21 protein-coding genes are annotated in these 21054 nt (G+C 42.1%); 19 read left to right on the top strand and 2 right to left on the bottom strand.

The features are described from left to right. Positions 1-65 precede the first annotated feature (65 nt). The 17 genes from fmt (at position 66) to JMW61_RS04370 (ending at position 16729) form a co-directional block, all read left to right on the top strand. Complete coding sequence (fmt, locus tag JMW61_RS04290) at positions 66-1136, top strand: methionyl-tRNA formyltransferase (protein WP_201549739.1); 1071 nt, start codon at positions 66-68, stop codon at positions 1134-1136. Positions 1137-1211: 75 nt separating this feature from the next. Continuing rightward, positions 1212-2798, top strand: a complete 1587-nt coding sequence (locus JMW61_RS04295; protein WP_201549740.1) for a transcription antitermination factor NusB — start codon at positions 1212-1214, stop codon at positions 2796-2798. 245 nt (positions 2799-3043) lie between these two features. Continuing rightward, the gene (locus JMW61_RS04300; RefSeq protein WP_201549741.1) at positions 3044-4000 is read left to right on the top strand and encodes a DUF1963 domain-containing protein; all 957 of its coding nucleotides are present in this window, start codon (positions 3044-3046) and stop codon (positions 3998-4000) included. Positions 4001-4137: 137 nt separating this feature from the next. Continuing rightward, complete coding sequence (gene thrC, locus JMW61_RS04305; protein ID WP_201549742.1) at positions 4138-5559, top strand: threonine synthase; 1422 nt, start codon at positions 4138-4140, stop codon at positions 5557-5559. 354 nt (positions 5560-5913) lie between these two features. Beyond that, entirely contained in the window at positions 5914-7011 is a 1098-nt protein-coding gene (locus JMW61_RS04310) for a LysM peptidoglycan-binding domain-containing protein (RefSeq protein ID WP_227680754.1), read from the top strand. A gap of 62 nt (positions 7012-7073) precedes the next feature. Next, complete coding sequence (dprA, locus tag JMW61_RS04315) at positions 7074-8312, top strand: DNA-processing protein DprA (RefSeq protein WP_201549743.1); 1239 nt, start codon at positions 7074-7076, stop codon at positions 8310-8312. Positions 8313-8470: 158 nt separating this feature from the next. Then, on the top strand, positions 8471-9109 hold the full coding sequence (locus JMW61_RS04320) for an L-threonylcarbamoyladenylate synthase (protein ID WP_201549744.1): 639 nt from the start codon (positions 8471-8473) through the stop codon (positions 9107-9109). A gap of 166 nt (positions 9110-9275) precedes the next feature. Then, positions 9276-9794 carry a GbsR/MarR family transcriptional regulator gene (locus tag JMW61_RS04325; protein WP_194196282.1) on the top strand — a complete coding sequence of 173 codons (519 nt, stop codon included), beginning with the start codon at positions 9276-9278 and terminating at the stop codon, positions 9792-9794. Between the two features lie 154 nt (positions 9795-9948). Beyond that, positions 9949-10902: a fatty acid desaturase gene (locus JMW61_RS04330; RefSeq protein WP_201549745.1), complete on the top strand. Its 954-nt coding sequence runs from the start codon at positions 9949-9951 to the stop codon at positions 10900-10902. A 41-nt stretch (positions 10903-10943) separates the two neighbouring features. Next, entirely contained in the window at positions 10944-11393 is a 450-nt protein-coding gene (locus JMW61_RS04335; protein WP_201549746.1) for a hypothetical protein, read from the top strand. A gap of 44 nt (positions 11394-11437) precedes the next feature. Continuing rightward, positions 11438-12571, top strand: coding sequence for a hypothetical protein (locus JMW61_RS04340; protein WP_201549747.1), 1134 nt, complete (start codon positions 11438-11440; stop codon positions 12569-12571). A 96-nt stretch (positions 12572-12667) separates the two neighbouring features. Further along, the gene (locus JMW61_RS04345; protein WP_201549748.1) at positions 12668-13168 is read left to right on the top strand and encodes a hypothetical protein; all 501 of its coding nucleotides are present in this window, start codon (positions 12668-12670) and stop codon (positions 13166-13168) included. A gap of 19 nt (positions 13169-13187) precedes the next feature. Beyond that, the gene (locus tag JMW61_RS04350; protein ID WP_201549749.1) at positions 13188-14159 is read left to right on the top strand and encodes a TIGR01777 family oxidoreductase; all 972 of its coding nucleotides are present in this window, start codon (positions 13188-13190) and stop codon (positions 14157-14159) included. 102 nt (positions 14160-14261) lie between these two features. After that, entirely contained in the window at positions 14262-14729 is a 468-nt protein-coding gene (locus tag JMW61_RS04355) for a hypothetical protein (protein WP_201549750.1), read from the top strand. 83 nt (positions 14730-14812) lie between these two features. Then, positions 14813-15268: a hypothetical protein gene (locus JMW61_RS04360; protein WP_201549751.1), complete on the top strand. Its 456-nt coding sequence runs from the start codon at positions 14813-14815 to the stop codon at positions 15266-15268. 116 nt (positions 15269-15384) lie between these two features. After that, entirely contained in the window at positions 15385-16266 is an 882-nt protein-coding gene (locus tag JMW61_RS04365; RefSeq protein ID WP_201549752.1) for a fatty acid desaturase family protein, read from the top strand. A 1-nt stretch (position 16267) separates the two neighbouring features. Next, a complete protein-coding gene (locus tag JMW61_RS04370; protein ID WP_201549753.1) occupies positions 16268-16729 on the top strand; it encodes a thiol-disulfide oxidoreductase DCC family protein in 462 nt (153 codons plus the stop codon). Between the two features lie 46 nt (positions 16730-16775). On the opposite strand, the gene JMW61_RS04375 is transcribed toward JMW61_RS04370, so the two are convergent. Next, on the bottom strand, positions 16776-17291 hold the full coding sequence (locus JMW61_RS04375) for a hypothetical protein (RefSeq protein ID WP_201549754.1): 516 nt from the start codon (positions 17289-17291) through the stop codon (positions 16776-16778). Positions 17292-17403: 112 nt separating this feature from the next. On the opposite strand from JMW61_RS04375, the gene JMW61_RS04380 reads away from it, so the two are divergent. After that, a complete protein-coding gene (locus JMW61_RS04380) occupies positions 17404-18480 on the top strand; it encodes a metallophosphoesterase (RefSeq protein WP_201549755.1) in 1077 nt (358 codons plus the stop codon). Between the two features lie 40 nt (positions 18481-18520). Next, complete coding sequence (locus JMW61_RS04385; RefSeq protein ID WP_201549756.1) at positions 18521-19666, top strand: metallophosphoesterase; 1146 nt, start codon at positions 18521-18523, stop codon at positions 19664-19666. On the opposite strand, the gene JMW61_RS04390 is transcribed toward JMW61_RS04385, so the two are convergent. After that, a complete protein-coding gene (locus JMW61_RS04390; protein ID WP_227687353.1) occupies positions 19651-20883 on the bottom strand; it encodes an alpha/beta hydrolase in 1233 nt (410 codons plus the stop codon). The two genes, JMW61_RS04385 and JMW61_RS04390, sit on opposite strands and share 16 nt — an antisense overlap. Between the last annotated feature and the right edge of the window lie 171 nt (positions 20884-21054).

The raw sequence follows: 21054 nt of genomic DNA on the forward strand, positions 1-21054 counted from the left end.
CAATCATGGCACAACGTTGTAAACTCACCTATAATGAGCAACTTAACCCTATATAATGCATGATTATGACTACAATTGCTTCTACCTCAGATATATCTACGCTATCTATTCCCCATAATTCTCTATCTACTGACCGATTGAGGGTGGTATTTGCGGGGACGCCTGAGTTTGCAGCGATTAGTCTGGAGTCACTAATTAGTCAGCAAGACGTACTGAATATAGAGATTGTCGCGGTGTACACACAGCCTGATCGCAAAGCAGGTCGTGGCCAAAAGCTGGCGGCTTCTGCAGTGAAAGAGGTCGCACTCGCAAACGATATCCCTGTAGAGCAACCACTCACTTTTAAAAAATCCAGTACAGAAGGATTGGCTGCTAGGCAAACTCTGCGAACTTACCAGCCTGATATCATGATTGTCGCCGCTTACGGGTTGATTTTACCTGTCGGCGTATTAGAGACACCTATTCATGGTTGCTTAAATATCCATGCTTCACTATTACCGCGTTGGCGCGGTGCAGCACCTATCCATCGGGCACTCTTGGCTGGAGATGATGAGACAGGTATTACTATTATGCAGATGGACAAAGGGTTGGATACGGGCGACATGCTTTATAAAGTCAGCGCTAGTATTGATCCTATTGATACTGCTGCCAGTCTACACGATAAAATGGCTGCGCTTGGTGCAACGGCTATCAATACGGTACTAGAAGATTTATCTACTTATCAAGCGCAAGCTATCGCTCAAGATGATAGTCAAGCCAACTATGCTGAAAAGCTGGTCAAAATGGAAGGTGAAGTTGACTGGTCACAGCCTGCTGCTGCTATTGAACGCCAAATCCGAGGGCTGACTCCGTGGCCAGGTGCTTATACTTTTCTTGCAGGGCAACGTGTCAAAGTGTTGGCTAGTCTGCCTGTGAATGCATCTCAGCAAACCAACGAGCCTGCTGGTACAGTGGTGAGTGTCGGACGTAAAGCGATTTTAGTCGCTTGTGGTAAGGATAATGATACCGAGTCGTCGTCCACCACTTTAGCCATTACTCACTTGCAGTTTGCAGGTGGTAAGCCAATGACTGCTGAACAAGTTTGCCACGGCAACCAATTAAATGACGGCGATCAATTTACGACAGAATCAAAATAACTGAACCTAACTTAATGATAGTTAACCCTATCTGCACAAGACGCTATCGATGATACGTCAAGGAAATGAAATTTAATGAGACAAAACAGTACTGCGCCTAGAAACAATAAGCTCAAACCATCAAGCAACCTTATTATGAATGGTAGCGTACGCGTGCGTGTGATTCGCACCTTACTGGCTATTCAAAACGGTCAGTCGCTCTCAAGCGTCCTTGATCCATTATTGAATAGTCTGCATGATGGTGACAAAGGCTTTGCCCATGCATTATTGCTCACAACATTGCGCCAGTGGCATGCGCTGGCACGTTTGCTCGATACGCTCGCAGACAACCCTATTGATGAAGTTGAGGTTCGTACGACCATTCAAGTAGGCTTAGTACAGTTGCTCTATTTAGAAGTGGCTGACCATGCCGCGATTCATGAAACCGTTGAAGCTGCCAAAGAAATTGAATTTGCCCATTCAACTGGTTTGGTAAATGCTATTTTGCGTAAAGTCGCCAAGAATCCAAGCAAATTCCGTAAGAAGTGCGATAAAAAGCATAGCCTACCGAATTGGCTCGCTTATCAGCTTAAGCAAGACTGGAGCGAGCAGTATGATGAGCTGACACAAGGCTTGCGCCAACCAGCACCGATGTTTTTACGAGTGAACTCGGCGGTTACTTCGGTAGAGGAGTATCAGCATGCATTGGACGGGGCAGAAATTGATGCAGATATCGTTGAGCTAACGACTGGTTTTAAGGTAGCGAATTCGTCAGAGTCTGCCGCTGCTACTACACTATCAACCAAAGGTCTTAGACTGCATCAAAGCACTGCTGTTAACGCTTTGCCTGATTTCGCTTTAGGAACGGCTAGCGTTCAAGACATGCATGCCCAGCTCGCTGCACCGATTATCAATCAAGCATTGATGGCTAAGCTCATTGCTGAAAGTGCGAATACTAACAGCGACAATGATGAAAGTAATAACAATGAGCTACATATTCTAGATGCTTGCGCGGCACCTGGTGGTAAGCTTGCTCACTGGTTAGAGCTCATCAGCGCTAATGACGAATCATCGTTGTTTCACGTGAAACAAGATAGTGCTGAAACGTCACCTGTGACTGCTGATATCAAGGTAACGGCTATCGATAACGAAGCACCACGTATCGAGCGTATTCGTGAGAATTTACAGCGTCTAAATCTGAGTCAGCATGATTTGCAGCAAGCAGATAATAGCATTGCATTGAACATTGTCTGTGCAGATGCAACCAGATGGCAGCATGGCAAAAATAAAAAAGCGGCGACAAATGAACCCGTATTTGATGCGATATTATTAGATTCTCCTTGTACCGCGACTGGCGTTATTCGCCGTCATCCTGATATCAGTATCCTGCGTACCGAAGAAGATATCGAGCAAACGGCACTGTTGCAAGCAGATATCTTGCATAACCTATGGCCACAACTCAAAGCAGGTGGTTATTTGCTGTATGTGACATGTTCTATCTTAAAGCAAGAGAATGTCGAGCAAATGCAGGACTTTATCACTCATCATAATGATGCGGTAGCGATTGAGTTTACCGAAGAATGCAGTTGGGGTATCGAACAAGCAATCGGTCGTCAATGCTTACCGATTGATAGCGCGAGTGGCGATGGTTTCTATTATGCGTTGTTGCGGAAGGAAGAGTAGTGTTATTGGGTAGAATTAAACACAAGGTAGCCATTCGCGTCCGTTACAATATTATATTTGGCTTGTTTCCATACAGCCTATATAAAAGGGAGAAATCAACCTTAGATAAATGTATACCTTACATGCTATTTCTGTGTAGTAGGCTGAGCTAACTTATATTCAAACCTAAAAAATCTGATCTAAGAGCCTAACCTACGGTTGCTAATCTAAATAGCTTTATAAGTTTTCAAAAACAGGATTTTAGTATGTCTGATGCAAAAAGCTTAAATAAAAATGAGTCAAACTCAAAAATGTCACCAATGCTCAAGGAAGTTTACAATAGTGTCGCTGAGTCTTATATCACAATTGATGTGTCAATTGCTGAAAAAGAGCAGTCTCTCATCACAAGCAAATACGGTGGCCTTCCTTATATTCCACAAGGTGAAGACTGCTTGCGTGATGAGCATGGTTACCCTTATTTATTATTTGCCCAATTTAACTTTACAGAGCTGTCTCAGCAAGCAGGGCAACATTCAGATTTACCACAAGAAGGTTTGTTACAGATTTTTTTACCTATTTTTAATACGGAAATTTTTTTACATGATAAAGATTTTGACACCAGTAAATGTATTCGATTTTATGCAGAACTACCAACACAGCCTGCCAATCAAGCGGTCATAAATGAAATCCGCACTTTATGGCGAGATGTCGAAAGTCTATGGGATGCGAACAATGACGAATATCGTAATTTATCAAAAGATAGATGTGAATGGTTTGAAAAAAAGTATCCTAACAGTTCATACTTCCTACCTTTTTATAAAGAAATGACATTGGGCTTTTCTCAAAAGGTTGGGTATCCAGTTACGGGTGATATAGCTTTTGATCGCGAGACAGAAGGCTACTCGCATCTAACATTATCTGAAGAAGAATGGACGTTTTATGAACAAATGACTTATAGCACCGAAGGTAATCAAGTACTTGGTTTCGGGACTTTTTGCCAAGGTGACCCACGTTATGTTTGTGATTATCCTGAAGGAGATGTTGAAAGATTGAGTAATCTTCGTTTATTCTTTCAGTTAACCTCAACAAAGTATATAAAGAACGAAAATGGCAAACGCTATAATATTATTCCTATTGATGGTGAGTTCCAATTCTTTATTGACAAAGAAGATTTAAAGAATCAAAATTTTCATAACATGATGTTTCACTTTGCTTGTACATAAGTAAGCGTCAGCAGGGCTAAAAGCCTACCATGTACACCGATAAGCCGCTTGTTTAAGCTTAAAAACATGCTGCTTTTTTGCTATTTATCTTTGTAGTATTCAATAAATAAACAAAACGATTTTCGATAGGACAAAACATGAAATACATAAGTACCCGTGGTCAAACAGCACCGATGGATTTTAGTGATGTGCTTTTGATGGGTCTTGCCCCAGATGGTGGTTTGATGTTGCCTGAGCATTATCCGAATATCGATAGCGCAACGCTCGATGAGTGGCGTACGCTCAGCTATCCAAAGCTTGCGATGGCGATAATGCAGCGTTTTGCGACAGATATTCCTGTGGCTGATTTGCAAGATCTCATTGAACGCACTTATACTACCGAGGTGTTTGGCTCTGACGAGATTGTTCCTGTCCGCAAGCTCGAAGATAACTTATATATTCTAGGATTATCAAACGGTCCGACATTGGCATTTAAAGATGTTGCTATGCAGTTTTTGGGTAATGCTTTTGAGTATGTGCTTAAGAAAAAAGACGCGCGTATTACTATCATTGGTGCAACCAGTGGTGATACGGGTAGTGCGGCAGAGTATGCACTGCGCGGCAAAGAAAATATCGAAGTCTTCATGTTGTCACCACATGGCAAAATGAGTGAATTCCAACGTGCGCAGATGTATAGCTTGACCGATGATAATATTCACAATATCGCTATCGATGGTATGTTTGATGATTGTCAGGACATCGTCAAAGCGCTACAGCAAGACGCTGAGTTTAAAGCGGCTTATAACCTAGGTACGGTAAACTCTATCAACTGGGGTCGTATCCTAGCGCAGATTGTTTACTACTTTAAAGCTTACTTTGCAGTCACGACGAGCAACGATGAAAAAGTCAGCTTTAGCGTACCATCAGGCAACTTCGGTAATATTTGTGCCGGTCACATCGCGCGTGAAATGGGACTGCCAATTGACCGCTTGATTGTCGCAACCAATGAAAACGACGTGTTGAATGACTTCTTTAATCAAGGCGCTTATCAGCCGCGTCCGACTGAAAAAACCTATATCACCTCAAGCCCGTCGATGGATATCTCAAAAGCCTCTAACTTTGAGCGTTTTGTTTATCTATTATTAGAGAAAAACAGTGCACGCGTCCATGAGTTATTTGAAGGGGTGAAGTCTGGTCAAGGTTTCGATCTATCTGAGCTAATGGAAGCGGTTAATACTCGCTATGGATTTGCTGCTGGCAAATCTACCCACAGCGATCGCTTGCAGACCATCAAAGCACTGTATGAGCAACATGGTGAACTGGTTGATCCACACACAGCTGACGGTATCAAGGTCGCTAAAGAGTTGCAGAAAGAGGGCGAAATCATTGTTTGTGCAGAAACAGCATTACCTGTTAAGTTTGCGGATACCATCGTTGAAGCTATTGGCCAGATAGATATCGCTCGCCCAGCTCATACCGAAGGGTTAGAGAGTTTGCCGCAGCATGTGGTCGTGCTTGATAACAATGCTGAATTGGTCGCTGAGCAAATTCGCCAGCATGTCACGCCAAACCCTGCATAAACCACTGCTAATGGTGAGCTTATATTCAATAGAAAACCTAAAGAAAATATCCACATAAAGGTTACACTATTGTAATAAAGTGTTTATGATTGTGTTATGGTAGATATAATTGTAATATTAGGAACAGCGTCAGCGAGTCATCATTGTGCTAGGCGCTTTTTTAGGAATAAAACCAGTCAACTACACTGAACAGCTGCCCTCTAGGCGTCACAATAAATGCAACTTTAAGTCTATATTTTTTTTGGATCTTGATGCTGGCTTATTTGCTTAAGTATCGAACAAAGAGCTTCTGGAAAAATAGACTTAAGTGCGATTTTAATGGCGATAATAGCGGTACATATTGTGGATATAACAATGAAGATGAGCTTAAACAAGATAGCAAAAGCACTGTTACTGACGACATTTAGCAGTGCGATGCTGATGAGCACTGCCCACGCTAACAATCCACCACCCACTCTTAAAGCAGATGCACCCAACCGCTACACTGTCAAAAAAGGTGATACGTTGTGGGATATCTCAGGGCGCTATCTGGATAGTCCATGGCGCTGGAAAGAGATTTGGGCGACTAATAAGCAAATCAAAAACCCCAATCTTATCTATCCTAACGACATTCTTATCTTGTGTGTGATTAAAGGTCAGACGCTCATTGGTGTGGATACAGGTGAAGGTTGTGCTGGGGTTGAAAAGCAACTTACAGGCAACGTGGTTGCTAACAAGGTAACGGTTACGTCAACTGCCAACAGCATTCCTTCTATTCCTCGGTCTGCTATTCAACATTGGCTAGATAAAACAGTCATTGTTAATCCACAAGATTTTAATACGACTCCTTATATACTGGCCTCTAAAAAAGGTAACTTAATCACTGCAACTGGTGACAAGATATATGCTAAAGGTGTGCCGCTTATCATCGGACAGCGCTACGGTATCTATCGTGAAGGCGAGTTATATACTGATCCCACGACGAAAAATATTATTGGCTTAGAAGTCACGCAAGTAGCAACGGGTTTAGTCACATCTACCGAAACCAACGGTGTTACTAGCTTGCAGCTTACCGACAGTTATGGCAAAGAAGTACGTGAAGGCGACCGCGTATTTGTTGAATTGAATAACTCTATTCCACCTGTGTTTTACCCAACGCCTGCTAGTACCAGTCGTGGTGGTATGATTGTACGTGTAATGGATTCAATCAGTTCAGCAGCGAAGGGTAGTGTGGTCGCTATTAATCTAGGTAGTACCGAAGGTGCTAAGCCTGGTGATGTCCTGACGGTCTATCAAAAAGGTGCTTTGGTACGCGATATCAAAGATGAAGATACGCCTGTACGCCTGCCAAATGAACAAACAGGTATGGTAATGGTCTTTAATACGTTTGATCATATTAGCTATGCTTATGTGCTTAGTTCTGAGCTACCGCTTAATGTCGGTGACCAGTTACTACCACCTCCTTATCTATAAGGAAATAACGGGATTATTGGAAGGTTAGCCATTCCAAATCCACTTATAAGAGATAAAGGACTATGACGGCAGTCACCTCTTCTTTAACAGACGATCAGCGTGCAGTTCTGGCGCTGTGGTACGAGGTGAATGCGTCATTATCGGCTTATCACAAACTCATAACCTCTTTTGGAAATGCAGAGCTTGCTTGGCAAGCCAAAGTAGAAGCATGGCGGCAAGCAGGTATTCATCATACTCATCTCAAACGTCATGAACAGCCAGAGCAAACACAAGCCAATATCGATAAAATTCAGCAAGCACTTATAGAGAGACGCTATGGTCTACTATTTGCTGATGAGTCCAACTATCCCGCCCAACTCTTACAAATCTATGATCCACCACCATTGTTATTTTATCGTGGTAATCACGCACGTCTACATCAAGCTCAAATCGCCATCGTCGGTAGCCGAAAACCCACCGCACATGCACAGAAAATCACTTTTGATATCGCTCAATATTTAGCGCAGGCAGGCTACATTATTACCAGTGGTTTAGCTATGGGTGTAGATAAACGAGCGCATTTAGGTGCGTTGGCTCAAGCGGACGCTGAATACCAAGGTCGAACAGTTGGGGTGATGGGTACGGGTATTGATGTTAATTATCCTAACCATCATGATAAGTTGTTTGCTCAAATTATCGATCAAGGTGGCTGTATTATCAGTGAGCTCTTGCCTCATACTCAGCCGCACAAACATACTTTTCCACGTCGCAACCGTTTAGTCGCTGGACTTGGGCTAGCGACCATCGTGACAGAAGCTACTGTTCAAAGCGGGTCACTCATTACCGCACGCCTCACTTCTGAACAGGGTAAGCAAGTCTTTGCGATTCCAAGTCATATTGATAATAGTAATGCCGAGGGCTGTCATCACTTAATACGTGAAGGCGCCACTTTGATTTATCATCCTCAGCAAGTTTTAGAAGATGTCAGCGGTCAGTTGAACTATGATCGTGGTTCTTATATAACAACAAGCGTATCGCAATCGAATGACAATTCATCCCAAAGAATGATAGGTACGGATAGTAGTGAAGTCACATCTAGCCATGTTACTTCGTCACCCTCTAACATCAAAACTCCTCCTAGCGCTATCGTCGTACCTGAGCATTTAACGCTTATTTATGAGCAGCTTGATTGGCATGGACAGGATTTAGATGCGCTTATCGTAGCAACTACGCTTGCACCACCACAATTGATTGGACAGTTGATGGAGCTTGAGTTACTGGGTGTTATTAGTGTACAAGGCGGACGTTATTTACGCGTCTAATGCTACACTTGCCTAACTTTAAACGTTTCTGTTTGCTAGTCTCTAACTCATTTAACATAGTAAAAAATTGGCAACTTTTGAAATTTGTTGTCTGAGCTCAACTTTTTCCTATGTTATGATTAGTACCTAATCTTTTACTAGTCTAAACCATTTCAGCCATGAATCATCTCACACCCTTTATCACCGATTCTATCTCACAAGCAGCTCATAGCCTCAAAGAAGGGCAGTTGCTCGCGTATCCTACCGAGAGCGTGTGGGGTATTGGCTGCGACCCTTATGATAAAGCAGCCGTTCAACGTATTCTAGATATTAAGCAGCGCCCACAAGCCAAAGGTATGATTGTCATTACGGACAGCGCAGAACGTCTGGCTCCTTTGCTATCGTCTTTAACAGATGAACAGCGTGACCCTATTTTAAAGAGTTGGCAGACAGATAGTGGCCATAATAACGATGATAGTTTGCAATATAGGCAAGCACATACATGGTTGCTGCCTATTCCGCAGACGCTGGCTACTACTATTCCTTCTTGGATAACGGGGCAGCATCAGACAGTCGCAGTAAGGGTCATTGCTCATCCTATTATTCGTCAATTGTGCCAACAATTGGTCAGCGCATACAATCCATTTGGACTGTTGGTCTCTACCAGCTGCAATCCATCAGGACAGCAACCTGCCATGACCTTCGACGATGCTTATGCCTATTTTGGCGAGCACATCAGTTACTTACAAGCTGATACGTTGGGCTATACCTTGCCTAGTCAAATTCGCGATGCAACCACTGGCTTAATCATTCGTTAGAGAGTAGCAGTCATTTAAATATAATGAGTTAAGCGTCATCATACAAATGATAGGTATTGTTTTTATATTTCACTATTGACAGAAACAAAAGAATGGCGCAAGATGAGTTAATAAGCAGAACAATCAAGAAATAAGCCATATCGCAAAAAATAAGTGAATAGCCATTATGAAACTAAATCCTGTGACCGAAAAATTCATCTTACATTGGGGTGAGATGGGCTCGCAGTGGGGCGTCAATCGCACCATGTCACAGATTCATGCGTTGCTATTCATCATCGGTAAGCCGCTAAATGCTGAAGAAATTACCGATACACTTGGTGTTGCTCGCTCTAACGTCTCAAACAGTATCAAAGAGTTGCAGCATTGGGGCTTGGTGCAAAAAGTCTCCATATTAGGTGATCGTCGCGATCATTTCACAACCAATACCGACGTTTGGGAGCTAGCACGTATTATTGTGGTCGAGCGACAGAAGCGTGAGCTAGAGCCAACGGTGCAGTTCTTACAAGAGCTGATGGACAGTCCTGAATTCGAACACGAAAACAGCGATGTAAAAGCACGTATCCGTGACACCCAAGAGTTCGTTAGTACGCTCACCACTTGGTCTGCTGAGATGCTCAAGCTACCTACCAGTATTCTCAAAAAAGTCCTTAAACTGGGTGCGAGTATTAAAAAAATTCTACGTTGATAGTGATATGTGTTATCTAAAATAAAAAATTTGAGTAACCTTTTCTGTTTAGACAGAAATTTATGTAAAAAGTATAAAGGCTAGCCAAGTTTAAGTGGTACGAGTTTCGATAAAAATAGCAGCAAGAAACAGCAACGACAAATGGATGTGTAAAATGAATGCAAATAAGACACACGCTAATAAAGAGCCAGCCATTAGACATGCAATGGCTTCAGTTGAGTGGCAGGATTTGCGCCAACTAACGCGCGCTCAAATTGCTTATAACCTCATTCTGCCTTATCCATTTTTACTGTTGTCTTGGTGGTTCGCCAGCCAATCTTGGTATGTGATGGCATGTGGCGCTTCTTATTTGTTTTTCGCTGCTGCTTTTCGCCAAGCGCATGACGGTTATCACCATAGCTTGGGCGTGAGCAAATGTACCGTTACCGGCATATTATTATTGCTCAGCGTACTATTGATGACCAGTTTGCATAGTATCCGAGCCACCCACATGGAACATCACCGTAACCCACTGGGCGACAGTGATATCGAAGGCCGTTTGGCAAAAGGTTCATGGTGGCAAGCGTTGCTTGGCGGGATAACGTATCGATTGGATATTTATCGGCAAGGGCTGCGTCTCAGCAGTCGTCGTAATCAACATATCGCTTGGTTAGAGTTTGGCTTGATTTTCCTTGTTATTATCACTGCGCTGGTATTGACTGTGCTTCCTGTAGCTGTTCCTGCTATTTCAACGTTGGCGCAAGTGTTGATATATCACCTACTGACGATGATGTTGGCCAATGCCAGTGTCGGCATTATCGCCGTGTGGGGCGTGCATCATGATTGTGATGAGACAATCGCCCGAACTGAGCGCAATCTTTTGGTCAATTTCTTAACTTTTAACTTGTTATATCACGTAGAGCATCATCTCTTTCCTGCTGTGCCATCCAATCATTTACCTGAGCTTGCCAAGCGTTTAGATGTAGCAGCAGCACATCTGACTAAGGCACATGTATTGCCAAATATGGCTACTATAATGGAATTTATAAATAATAATGCGAATAAATTAAAAGACAGAAATCAAAGAAATAATGATAGTGAGTGTCCTATTCGTAAGCGTTTTGCTTAGTGTGCTTATTAAATTAGACAGTTGAATAAAAGGATAGTTGTATGCAAATATTATCGACTCAGCCAAGTAATAGTTTGAATATTTACCCTGAGAAAAAAGTGCATAGAATATTCATACTTTTGGGTACTTTATTTCAGCTAATCTTATTTCCATTTATAGCGATTTTATTCACCTCTGATGAAAGCATAGGGTTATTGGTTATCTTATTTTTTCCAATATATATCATAGGTGGTGGGCTACTTGGGATGAGTATGATGTCTATCATTAGTGCTTGGCACGTCAGTAAAAAGCGATTTATCAAAAAAGGATGGTGGATACAGACTTTCCTAGTTGGCTATATTGTAACAACGGTATTCTATCTTCTTTTTTTAAGTTCTATAGCAGGTATCCCTTATTTGTTAGGGATTGGTCTAACGGGAGGTATAAGTGCTGTGTTAGCAGGCATGTCAGCATTACCTACGTTAGAAGAATATGTTGAACGCTTGAGCTAATCGACTGGAAAAATAGCTAAAAAACTGTCTCTAAGGATATCGTCATGGGTTCAGGTATTGATAAAAATGATAATGAGCGTTCTTTAAATAATGATAACGATATTGCACCTGCTACTCGTTTACCAGAAGATGAAGTGGCTACAACGACGCGTATTACAGAGAAAAGTGACGTTGAGCAGGCAGAAAAATCAATTGAACAAAATTATGTCCCACGTTCTACCGTACGCAAGCTATTACCGATAGCGATCATGCTTGGACTGATGCTATTAGAGTTTATCTTTTGTTATAAAATTGCTGAAGATGGCGGTAATTTACTCAGTATGCAGTTTTTATTGGGTGTACCTTTGTTTATTGGTGCAACGACGGTATACCTAGCCAGCTATCGTAAACCAATTACTACTGGCCGGGTTTTCCTATTAACGTTTTGGTTGATAGTGGGTATTTTGATTATTTCTGTCCCTATTCTCAAAGAAGGCACGATTTGTATTGTGATGGCATCTCCAGTCATTTATGTGGCCTTGTTACTCGGTGGTCTGAGTATGCGACTAGTGTGTCTGAAAGTATGGAAGAGCAAGGCGTTATATAGTGTGGCACTATTGCCATTATTAGTATTGTTTGCACCACTTGAGCCAATGCCAGAAACCTATCAAGTGACTGATACCATCTTGATTAATGCGACACCTAAACAGGTTTGGCAAACTATTAATAACATTGACAATATTGAACCTGCAGGCTTTTATCAAGAGAGCCAACTCTTACCTTTTATGCAAGTGCCTACACCTAAGTCAGCAATTACTATTTGGGAAAATAATCAATGGGTGCGTAAGTGTGAATGGCATGGTGGTATCAAATTTGATGAGCCTTTAATTTCACAAATTCCCAATCGTCAGTTGCGCTGGCAGTTTGTGTTTTATCCAAACTCAGTACCACCAAAAACGCTAGATGATCATGTCACTATTAACGGTGAGCATTTTAAGTTATTGCATGGACAATATGATCTTGAACCAGTCAATAATAATATGACCAGACTCACCTTCAATGTCACTTATCGGATTAGTACCAACATGAATTTTTACGCTGGTTTTTGGGGTAAATGGGTAATGGATGAGTTCGTAGAAGATACGCTAGGCTTGTATAAAAATCGATTAGAGAGTAATTCAAAGTATGAATTGATATAAGTTACGCTATCCATCAATTCTCCACAGTAATTTCATGGGCTTTGCCAACGCCATATTTATACTAAATTAACGACGAATGTTAATAGGATAAATAGTATGAAAAAGAATAATGAGTTAGATGCGTACCCTTATGTACAAGTGGTTGTTCTGTTTGCAGGGATAGGTAGCTTGGTTGGTGGGCTGGTAGCGCAGCTGTTCTTGTTATTCATATTTAGGGATGCTGATTTTGCTCAAATAGGTTATCAGCCATTGCTATACGTTGGTTTACTGGGTTTTATTCCTGCTTTATTAACGGGTATGATCGTTGCTAGTCAAAAGATATGGCGCGGTGATTGTAAGAGTCTACGCACGACATTCTTAGTTGGGTTCGCAACATCCGCATGTTATATGGGCGCAATCGTTTTATATTTAGGCATAAACTCTTTGATAGAGATTGGCGTGCTATTGGCATTTATGATTGCCATAGGATTGTTTGGTGCGATCAACTCAGCGATCGCTAGCTGCATTGCTTTACCAAAAGTATGTAAAAGTCGTTTTGATATAAAGGCTAAAAAAGAAGACGATAACTATAACGGGTTACGTTTTACTGAAAAATAATACACATAGGGAGTAGAGCATGAATATTCTAATCAGTGGCGGTTCAGGGTTTTTGGGTAGTGCGTTCAGTGAAGAGATTCAGAAGCGTTATCAACAGGCTGATAGAGACCTACATGTTACTTGGCTGACACGTGATGATAGCCAAGCACATCCCAGTAATATTGAAATGATGACTTATGACGAGCTATCAACAACAGAAAATACTTTTGACGTGATTTTAAACCTAGCAGGCGCAGGTATTGCCGACTCGCGTTGGAGTGATGAGCGCAAAGAGCAGTTGCTCACCAGTCGCATCAAACCGACCGAATCCATACTCGCATTTATTGCCCGTACCACTATCAAACCGAAGCTGCTAGTCAGTGGCTCAGCGATTGGCTGGTATGGTACACAAGGTGATAAACCATTGACTGAAAGCAGTAGTTCTGAGACCGACTTTTCACATCAGTTATGTGAGCAATGGGAACAGCTAGCTTTGACAGCAACAGACTATGCTGTACCTGTGGCTATCGTGCGAACTGGTGTAGTGATTCATCCTGAGGGCGGAATGGTTGGTAAGCTTTTGACACCGTTTAAAATGGGTGTCGGTGGTCAGTTGGGTAATGGTCAGCAGATTATGAGTTGGATCAGCCGTGAAGATTGGGTAGGGGCAGCGATATTCATTATTGAACAACATCTTGCTGGTAAGCACGCTAGTGATGCTAACACTATACATGATAATGCATTGCAGACTAACAACGACACACCAGCGTTTGTATATAATTTAACGTCACCAAACCCAGTAAACAATCATACTTTTACTAAAACACTTGGGGCATGGCTGCATCGTCCAACCTTTTTTACCTTACCAAATTTTTTACTCAAGCTGATGTTTGGTGAGATGTCGACACTATTGATAGATGGTCAAAAAGTATTACCACAAGCATTACAGGACGCAGGTTATGAGTTCCAGCAGCCAACGTTAGAGCAAGCGTTAGCAGAGCAGAAGTCATAAATGACTAGGTAACCGTTTCATGTGAAACGTAGTTGCTTCTTAAATTTGTTGTTTAGCTAAAATAACTATATTGGGTGTTTCAGGTTTAGTCATGTAGGGCTTATGGATAACGAAAATACAAAGAATGCTACTCTATCGACTGACTATCCACAGCGTAAAGTGATCAACTTATACGCACAGTTTGGAGGGGCGTTAGTTGGTTTCATGATATGGCTAATATCAATGGTACCTGAGATTAGGCTGGAAAATAATCAGAACATATTTTCTGAATTGATAAATATAAGTATGTCATTAGGACTTACTTTAATGATATCAGTTGTTGTTGGCTTCATTTTTGGTCTTATCCCGTCGCTATTCGCAGGATGGATCATTGCTCAAATAAAGGTTTATCGTAATGGAAAAGGTCTGTTAACCATTTTCGTTATCGGTGGTTTTATAAGTATGGCTTTTCTAGCATCCTCAGAAACACTGTTGATAGTAAAAGCTATGATTGGCGGCATAAGTGCCTTAATAATAGGAGTATTTGCTTTGCCAAAACCTATAATAGATAACAATATTAATTCAGAATAATCTTACATTAACGGATCAATTCAAAAGATCGGAAGTCTAATTATTGATAAAGTGTTTCATGTGAAACTTATGTAGAGGTATTTATGAACGAACTTAGGAGTAGCGCTACAATTACTGTCTCAAACTATCCAAAAGGTAAAGTAATAGGACTCTATGGATTGCTAGGTGGTGCGATAGGAGGTCTAATTGCTACTTCTTTTATAATTGTATTTTCTGTAATTGAGGGAAGTATTTCTCTGCAAGAAATACCAGACTTTATAAAAATACTAGCAGTTGGTACGGTTTTTGGTTTCCCTTTGGGTTTGTTGCCTGCATTATTGACTGGCTATAGCGCATACAAACTTGAGATTTATTTTGATTCTATGAGAAAGGTACTGCCTTTATTTACTGTTGGTTTTATGAGCACGTTTCTATGTATAGTTTGGTTTATGTTAAAGTCGGATTCGATAGATTCCGTAGTAAATATCATGCTAATTTGCTGTGTTGGTGGCGCAAGTGCCATAGTCACGGGTCTGATCGCATTACCTAAACATAAATAAAATTTATCTATGAATTTCACTTTTGACAGAAATAAAATAAATAATACTAAGCCAATTAAATTAAGTGGTCGCGCTAGTAAGACAGCTACTGCTTATCACTAAGTAAGGAGAACATCATGCGTCATCCTTCGTTAGCCAGTATTAAATGGCAAGATTTGCGTCAGCTTAGTCTGAGCGAGACTGTTTATAATATTTTTTTATCGTTACCTTTTTTATTGCTGTCATGGTGGAGCGCGTGGCAAGGGTGGTGGTTACTTGCACTTGTGGCGACTTTTTTCTTTTTCACTGCTGCGCTCAGACAAGCGCATGACTGTTATCACCGAACGTTGGGAGTAGGGAGAGTTGCCACCGAGCTCATGCTGTTTTTTCTCAGTATTACGATGCTCTGTAGTACGCATGCCATTCGGCATACTCATCTCAACCATCATAGAGATCCGCTTGGCGATAGCGATGTCGAGGGCAACTGGGCTCGCCTGCCGTGGTATCAGGCGATATTAGGAGGCGGACTTTTCTCGATTGCGATTCAGTGGTTTGGCTTGACGCATGGTAGCCGTCGCAATCGCATTCTGGTTGCCTGTGATATTTTGCTCATTTTCGCAGTGATTGCCATTGCTTTTATTACGATGCATCCAGTTTTGATCTATCACGTATTGGTGATGATATTGGCCAATACGATGGTTGGGTTCTTTGCGGTATGGAGTGTACATCATGGTTGTGATGACGTGGTATATGCCCGTAGTGAGCGCCATCCGCTGATTAATCTACTGACTTTTAACTTGCTCTATCACATCGAGCATCATCTATTTCCAGCGGTGCCGACCAATCACTTACCGATACTGGCTAAGCGCTTAGATGCCGCCGCACCGCAGTGGACGCAGCAGCCTGTCATTCCTTTTTTAGTACCAGTTTTAACACCAGTCAATAATTATCAAGAATCTAGCGTGATTAATAAAACGAATAGCCTCGATGCTGAGGTATCACTCATAAAGGAGTCGTAACATGATTATCCAAAACCATATCAACAGTTACAGAGAGCAAGCGAATTTATCTATTACCATGTACTACGACGATGCTTGCGTGATATGCAGCACCGAGGCACATAATATGAAAAAACGTCAACCGGAGAAGATACGTTTAGTTCCTGTAGATGAGGGGCTAGATGAGTTGTCTATTGCAGGATTTAGCCGTGAGGATGCGATGACTTATATGTGTATGAAAGACAGCTACGGCAATTGGTACACACACATGGATGCCGTACGACTGCTCTACAGGACAAGTGGCGTTAAATGGTCACCGTTGTTGTTTTTGCCAGTGGTCAAACAACTGGGTAACTTTGTTTATCCGTATGTCGCTCGCAATCGTTATCGAATTCCAAACTGGGTGACCAAGATGGTGTATGGCACAGCAGTCCTGCAAGCGTGTGAAAATGGCGTTTGCAAAATAGTGCCAGACAAACGTTAAGGCAGTTCTATCAAAAACAATTAAGACAGTTCTACGGAAAGCATTTTTACGACATGTCATTTGTCGTAATAGCATGTGCTTTCTTATTTGATACCAAAAGAATAATAAGACTGATAACCCCGATGCATAATGACAGTAAAGCACCAGTTATTAACGTCATGACAAAACTTGATAGGAAGGGTTGGTGAAAATCCAACCCTAACAGTTCAACGATATAGATAGCCGCTACCCCTGCCAAAATCTCTGGTGATATAAAAGGGAAAATAGGCGTAACCAGATTCAGAATCTGTAATCCTGCCTTTATATAGACGCCTTTCTGTAATGCTGCTATAAACCGATCCCACTGATTTTTACGTGAAAAATCATCAAGCAATGTATAGAAGATAATAAAGCAGCCAACTCCTGATGCCATGCCAGCTATAGATAACCAAGAATTATCATTTAATGCAACTCCCCATACAAAACCTGCTACTGCACTAATACAAACCCAAAGTATCCAAAAACCCCAGCGTTTATTCATCTTTTCACCTTTGTCATCTGTACGACTCTTACGATAAATCATACGATTTTATCTTATAAAGCTTTGTGTAAAAAATATGGAATATAGTCTCAGTGCCAATAATAAGCTGTTTTTAACGTAAGATAATCTCATTTTTATCTGAGTAGGTTTTACTATGTGGCTTTTTATTGGTTTCACGCAACTGCTCTCTATCATGACTTGTCTGTTGCTTTGGTGGTTTATCAAACCAAAACGCCAGAGTGTGAAATTGCGTTTGGTACTCAGTATTTTTATCGTTAATAATGGTTTTTTACTTTACGGTCTAAGCGATTTTTGGGGTGAGCGTTTTAACGTTTATCTGGTCAGCGGTATCTTACAGGGCTTTATGTTCTATGCTGGTGTGGTAGTTGCTGTCTTAGCACTTATTTTTTATAAGGTTTTGAAGTGGCAGCCGCGCCCTAAATTATTACGCGTGTTTGCCTTGACTACTTATGCATTTATTGTCAGCCTAGCTGTATTTAATGCGTATTCGCCTGTGGTACACCGTTTGACGGTTACGACAGATAAGCCGCTCAATAAGCCTATGAGCATAGCATTAGTGTCTGATACTCATTGGGGTAGATGGTTTGGAAACCACCAGATAGATAAGTTGGTGGATTTGGTCGATGCCCAACATCCTGATGTGGTCGTCATAGCAGGAGATATCATGCATGACACGACGATTGCTTATGACAATACCAATATGCATGAGCATTTATCAAAGTTGAAGGCGCCATTTGGGGTTTATGCTACTTTAGGCAATCATGACTATCGAGGTTACGATGAAGAGATCGCTCAAGCTGTTGAAGCAGCAGGAATCAAAGCACTTGATAATGAGAGTGTGCTGCTCAATGATTCAGTGTGGTTGGTTGGGCGCTCAGATGATGTCGACCAGACTAGGTTGTCAGCGGATGAGTTATTGACTCAAGTTGATACTGATAAGCCTGTGGTGTTTTTAGAGCATCGTCCTTCTATGATGGAAGAGATAAAAGCGTTGCCCGTGGATTTACATCTGTCAGGCCATACTCATGGTGGGCAAATTTTTCCATTAACGATACTGATGAATTGGTTCTCACCGCTAAACTATGGCACCAAAACAATAGAGAAGACGCAGTTTTTGGTGACGTCAGGTTATGGTATAGGAGCAGTGCCTTTTAGATTAGGCACACGTTCGGAGATTTGGATGATTACGTTACAGTCAGCAAAGTCATAAGTTCAATTATATAATAAGATAAAACAAAAGAGGAAGGCCCATGCGCTACGTATTTTTTGCAGTCATCATTGGTTTACTGCAACTATTTAGCTTGGGTGCTGCACTAAGCCTAAAGTGGTGGTTACAGCCCTGGACAACCTCCGCATTACAAACAGCGGTTATGATAACGGTTTTTATAATCAGTAATGGTTTACTGCTGCTAAGCGTCAGCAAACTGCTCGCAAATAGCTACCGATGGGTGAGTGGTTGGATGCTAGTGATGCACTTTATAGTACTCACCGCTGGATTTACCGGTGCGGTATATGGCAGTTATTTGTTAAGCACAATGGTATTTGGTGGCACAACTGGTCTGCTCATTACGCTGCAGCTACAAACCGTCGCTTTTGGCCTTCGTGTATTTGCCTTTGCTTTATTTATTGGGCTATTTGTTTACGCCTTACATAGCGCTTATGTGCCAGTGGTAAGGAAGCGCACCATTCATGTCAATAAGTCTATGCAGGGACAATTGCGTATTGCGGTGGCCAGTGATCTACATTTGGGTCGCTTATTTGGAAACCGTGCTATTGACAGGTTAGGTCGTCTACTTGTTGAGCAGCGCGCTGATATGTTGTTGATGCCGGGCGATATCATGGATGACAATACACACGCCTATACAGCATATGATATGCAGACCAACCTAACCAAACTTTGCGACCAATTGCCCTTAGGTGTGTATGCCACGCTAGGTAATCACGACTTGTACGGCCATGAGCGACCGATTAGTGACTCGTTACGCAGCGCTGGCGTGCATTTATTGAATGATGATGTGCTGTGTATTAACCATCAAGATCAACCAGTTTGGTTGATTGGGCGTTTTGATAATCATAAGCGTGAGCGAGTCGCAACCACAGAGCTGTTATCGCAAGTAGATACCACTGTGCCCGTGATACTACTAGATCATAGACCGAGTGATATTATAGAACATAGCAAGTTGCCTATTGATTTACAGGTGTCAGGTCACACACATGATGGGCAAATATTTCCCGCCAACTTTATTGTGCGAGCCATCAACCGTTTGGGGTACGGTTATGAGGCCATTGGGCTTGGGCACTTTGTGGTGTCATCAGGCTATGGCTTTTGGGGTATTCCTTTTCGATTGGGTTCACGCTCTGAGGTATGGCTTATCACCGTTCAGTCAGCAGTCTGACACAGCGTGTATACCCATTTAGCAAAATCACCGATAATGTGATTGACCTCGTGGTTTAGACCATTATGAATACTCATCAAATGAATAAAGCCATGCGGTGCGCCCAGTACTGTGTGGACTTTGACCAGATATCCTTTGGCTTTTAGCTGTTCGGCATAATCGAGTGCTTCATCGCGCAAAATATCAAGCTCTGCGGCCACGATATAGCTTGGGCACATGTTTGTGCTATTACCACGTGCCACCGAAACAAAGCCATGCTCTGGCGAGATGGTACTATGCCCCACATAAGCGGCGTCAAACACTTCAGCATCATTATGATCTAAAAACAGCCCTTCACCGTACAATGCCCAACTAGGGTGTTCGGCGGTAATATCGATCACAGGATAAAGCGGTAGCTGCGCCAATGGATGCGGCAAGCGCTGGACTGTTTGTATGTCGGTTACGCTATGTATCTCCAATTGCTGCCACTGTGCCTCGTCAGGTGAAATCACTTGCTGTGCCACTAGTGTTGCAAGGCAACCACCTGCACTGTCTCCCGATAAAACAATACGAGAGGGTAACGCACCCATCGTATGACAATGCTCTGATAGCCATAAGTAAGCGGCTAAACAATCTCTGAGGGCCGTTGGAGCAGGATGTTCAGGAGCCAATCGATAGTCGACACTCGCAACTGCCCAGCCAGTTTGCTGGCAGACGGTATGGCAAAATTCATGATGCGTATCGATATCACCGATACAAAACCCACCACCATGAATAAATAGCATCACCACTTTATCAGGATTGCTCTTTTCTCCTGCCCTATAGCAGCGTATCGTCATGTCTCCGCCATCGGCATTGGCAATCGTTTTGTCTTGCCAATGCACTTGCTGACTAGTTGTTTTCTTAGCTTGCAGGCTTTTAGCTTGCGGATTTTCAGCTTGTATCCTTGTGCTACTCGGCTGCGGCTGCCAAACGTTTGGCGATTGCATGGATACCGCATCTACAGCAAACTTTTTGCGCATCTGAGTGAGCTGAGATACGGTTAACGGGCGCTTCATTTTTCTATTGGCACCGATGATGGCACGCAAATGCCCGTCAGCATGTGGATACTGTGCCATGGTGGGCGCATTTAGAGACCGATTTAAGCGCTCTAACAAAGGGGTAGGTAAGTAGCCCAAGCTCTTTAACGTATAGTGCAAGGCGTGTCTACGGTAGCGTGATACAGGTAACGTTAGCATGGGCATAAGGTTCCTCACAGGGTTAAAGAAGTGGCTAGAATTACTATCATCGGCCAAGTTATATGTCAAAAATATTAGTACTACTGCTTGTGTAATACCATCTAGAGTGCCATTAATAGTTCATGAGTTAGGGCGCTAAAGATGCTTATTAAAGGTAATAGTTAGTAATTC

The organism is Psychrobacter fjordensis (assembly GCF_904845995.1).
Lineage (GTDB): Bacteria > Pseudomonadota > Gammaproteobacteria > Pseudomonadales > Moraxellaceae > Psychrobacter > Psychrobacter fjordensis.

Coding starts and splice junctions, on each gene's coding strand:
- fmt (WP_201549739.1), top strand. CDS start 66: ATGACTACAATTGCTTCTACCTCAGATATATCTACGCTATCTATTCCC.
- JMW61_RS04295 (WP_201549740.1), top strand. CDS start 1,212: ATGAGACAAAACAGTACTGCGCCTAGAAACAATAAGCTCAAACCATCA.
- JMW61_RS04300 (WP_201549741.1), top strand. CDS start 3,044: ATGTCTGATGCAAAAAGCTTAAATAAAAATGAGTCAAACTCAAAAATG.
- thrC (WP_201549742.1), top strand. CDS start 4,138: ATGAAATACATAAGTACCCGTGGTCAAACAGCACCGATGGATTTTAGT.
- JMW61_RS04310 (WP_227680754.1), top strand. CDS start 5,914: ATGAAGATGAGCTTAAACAAGATAGCAAAAGCACTGTTACTGACGACA.
- dprA (WP_201549743.1), top strand. CDS start 7,074: ATGACGGCAGTCACCTCTTCTTTAACAGACGATCAGCGTGCAGTTCTG.
- JMW61_RS04320 (WP_201549744.1), top strand. CDS start 8,471: ATGAATCATCTCACACCCTTTATCACCGATTCTATCTCACAAGCAGCT.
- JMW61_RS04325 (WP_194196282.1), top strand. CDS start 9,276: ATGAAACTAAATCCTGTGACCGAAAAATTCATCTTACATTGGGGTGAG.
- JMW61_RS04330 (WP_201549745.1), top strand. CDS start 9,949: ATGAATGCAAATAAGACACACGCTAATAAAGAGCCAGCCATTAGACAT.
- JMW61_RS04335 (WP_201549746.1), top strand. CDS start 10,944: ATGCAAATATTATCGACTCAGCCAAGTAATAGTTTGAATATTTACCCT.
- JMW61_RS04340 (WP_201549747.1), top strand. CDS start 11,438: ATGGGTTCAGGTATTGATAAAAATGATAATGAGCGTTCTTTAAATAAT.
- JMW61_RS04345 (WP_201549748.1), top strand. CDS start 12,668: ATGAAAAAGAATAATGAGTTAGATGCGTACCCTTATGTACAAGTGGTT.
- JMW61_RS04350 (WP_201549749.1), top strand. CDS start 13,188: ATGAATATTCTAATCAGTGGCGGTTCAGGGTTTTTGGGTAGTGCGTTC.
- JMW61_RS04355 (WP_201549750.1), top strand. CDS start 14,262: ATGGATAACGAAAATACAAAGAATGCTACTCTATCGACTGACTATCCA.
- JMW61_RS04360 (WP_201549751.1), top strand. CDS start 14,813: ATGAACGAACTTAGGAGTAGCGCTACAATTACTGTCTCAAACTATCCA.
- JMW61_RS04365 (WP_201549752.1), top strand. CDS start 15,385: ATGCGTCATCCTTCGTTAGCCAGTATTAAATGGCAAGATTTGCGTCAG.
- JMW61_RS04370 (WP_201549753.1), top strand. CDS start 16,268: ATGATTATCCAAAACCATATCAACAGTTACAGAGAGCAAGCGAATTTA.
- JMW61_RS04375 (WP_201549754.1), bottom strand. CDS start 17,291: ATGATTTATCGTAAGAGTCGTACAGATGACAAAGGTGAAAAGATGAAT.
- JMW61_RS04380 (WP_201549755.1), top strand. CDS start 17,404: ATGTGGCTTTTTATTGGTTTCACGCAACTGCTCTCTATCATGACTTGT.
- JMW61_RS04385 (WP_201549756.1), top strand. CDS start 18,521: ATGCGCTACGTATTTTTTGCAGTCATCATTGGTTTACTGCAACTATTT.
- JMW61_RS04390 (WP_227687353.1), bottom strand. CDS start 20,883: ATGCTAACGTTACCTGTATCACGCTACCGTAGACACGCCTTGCACTAT.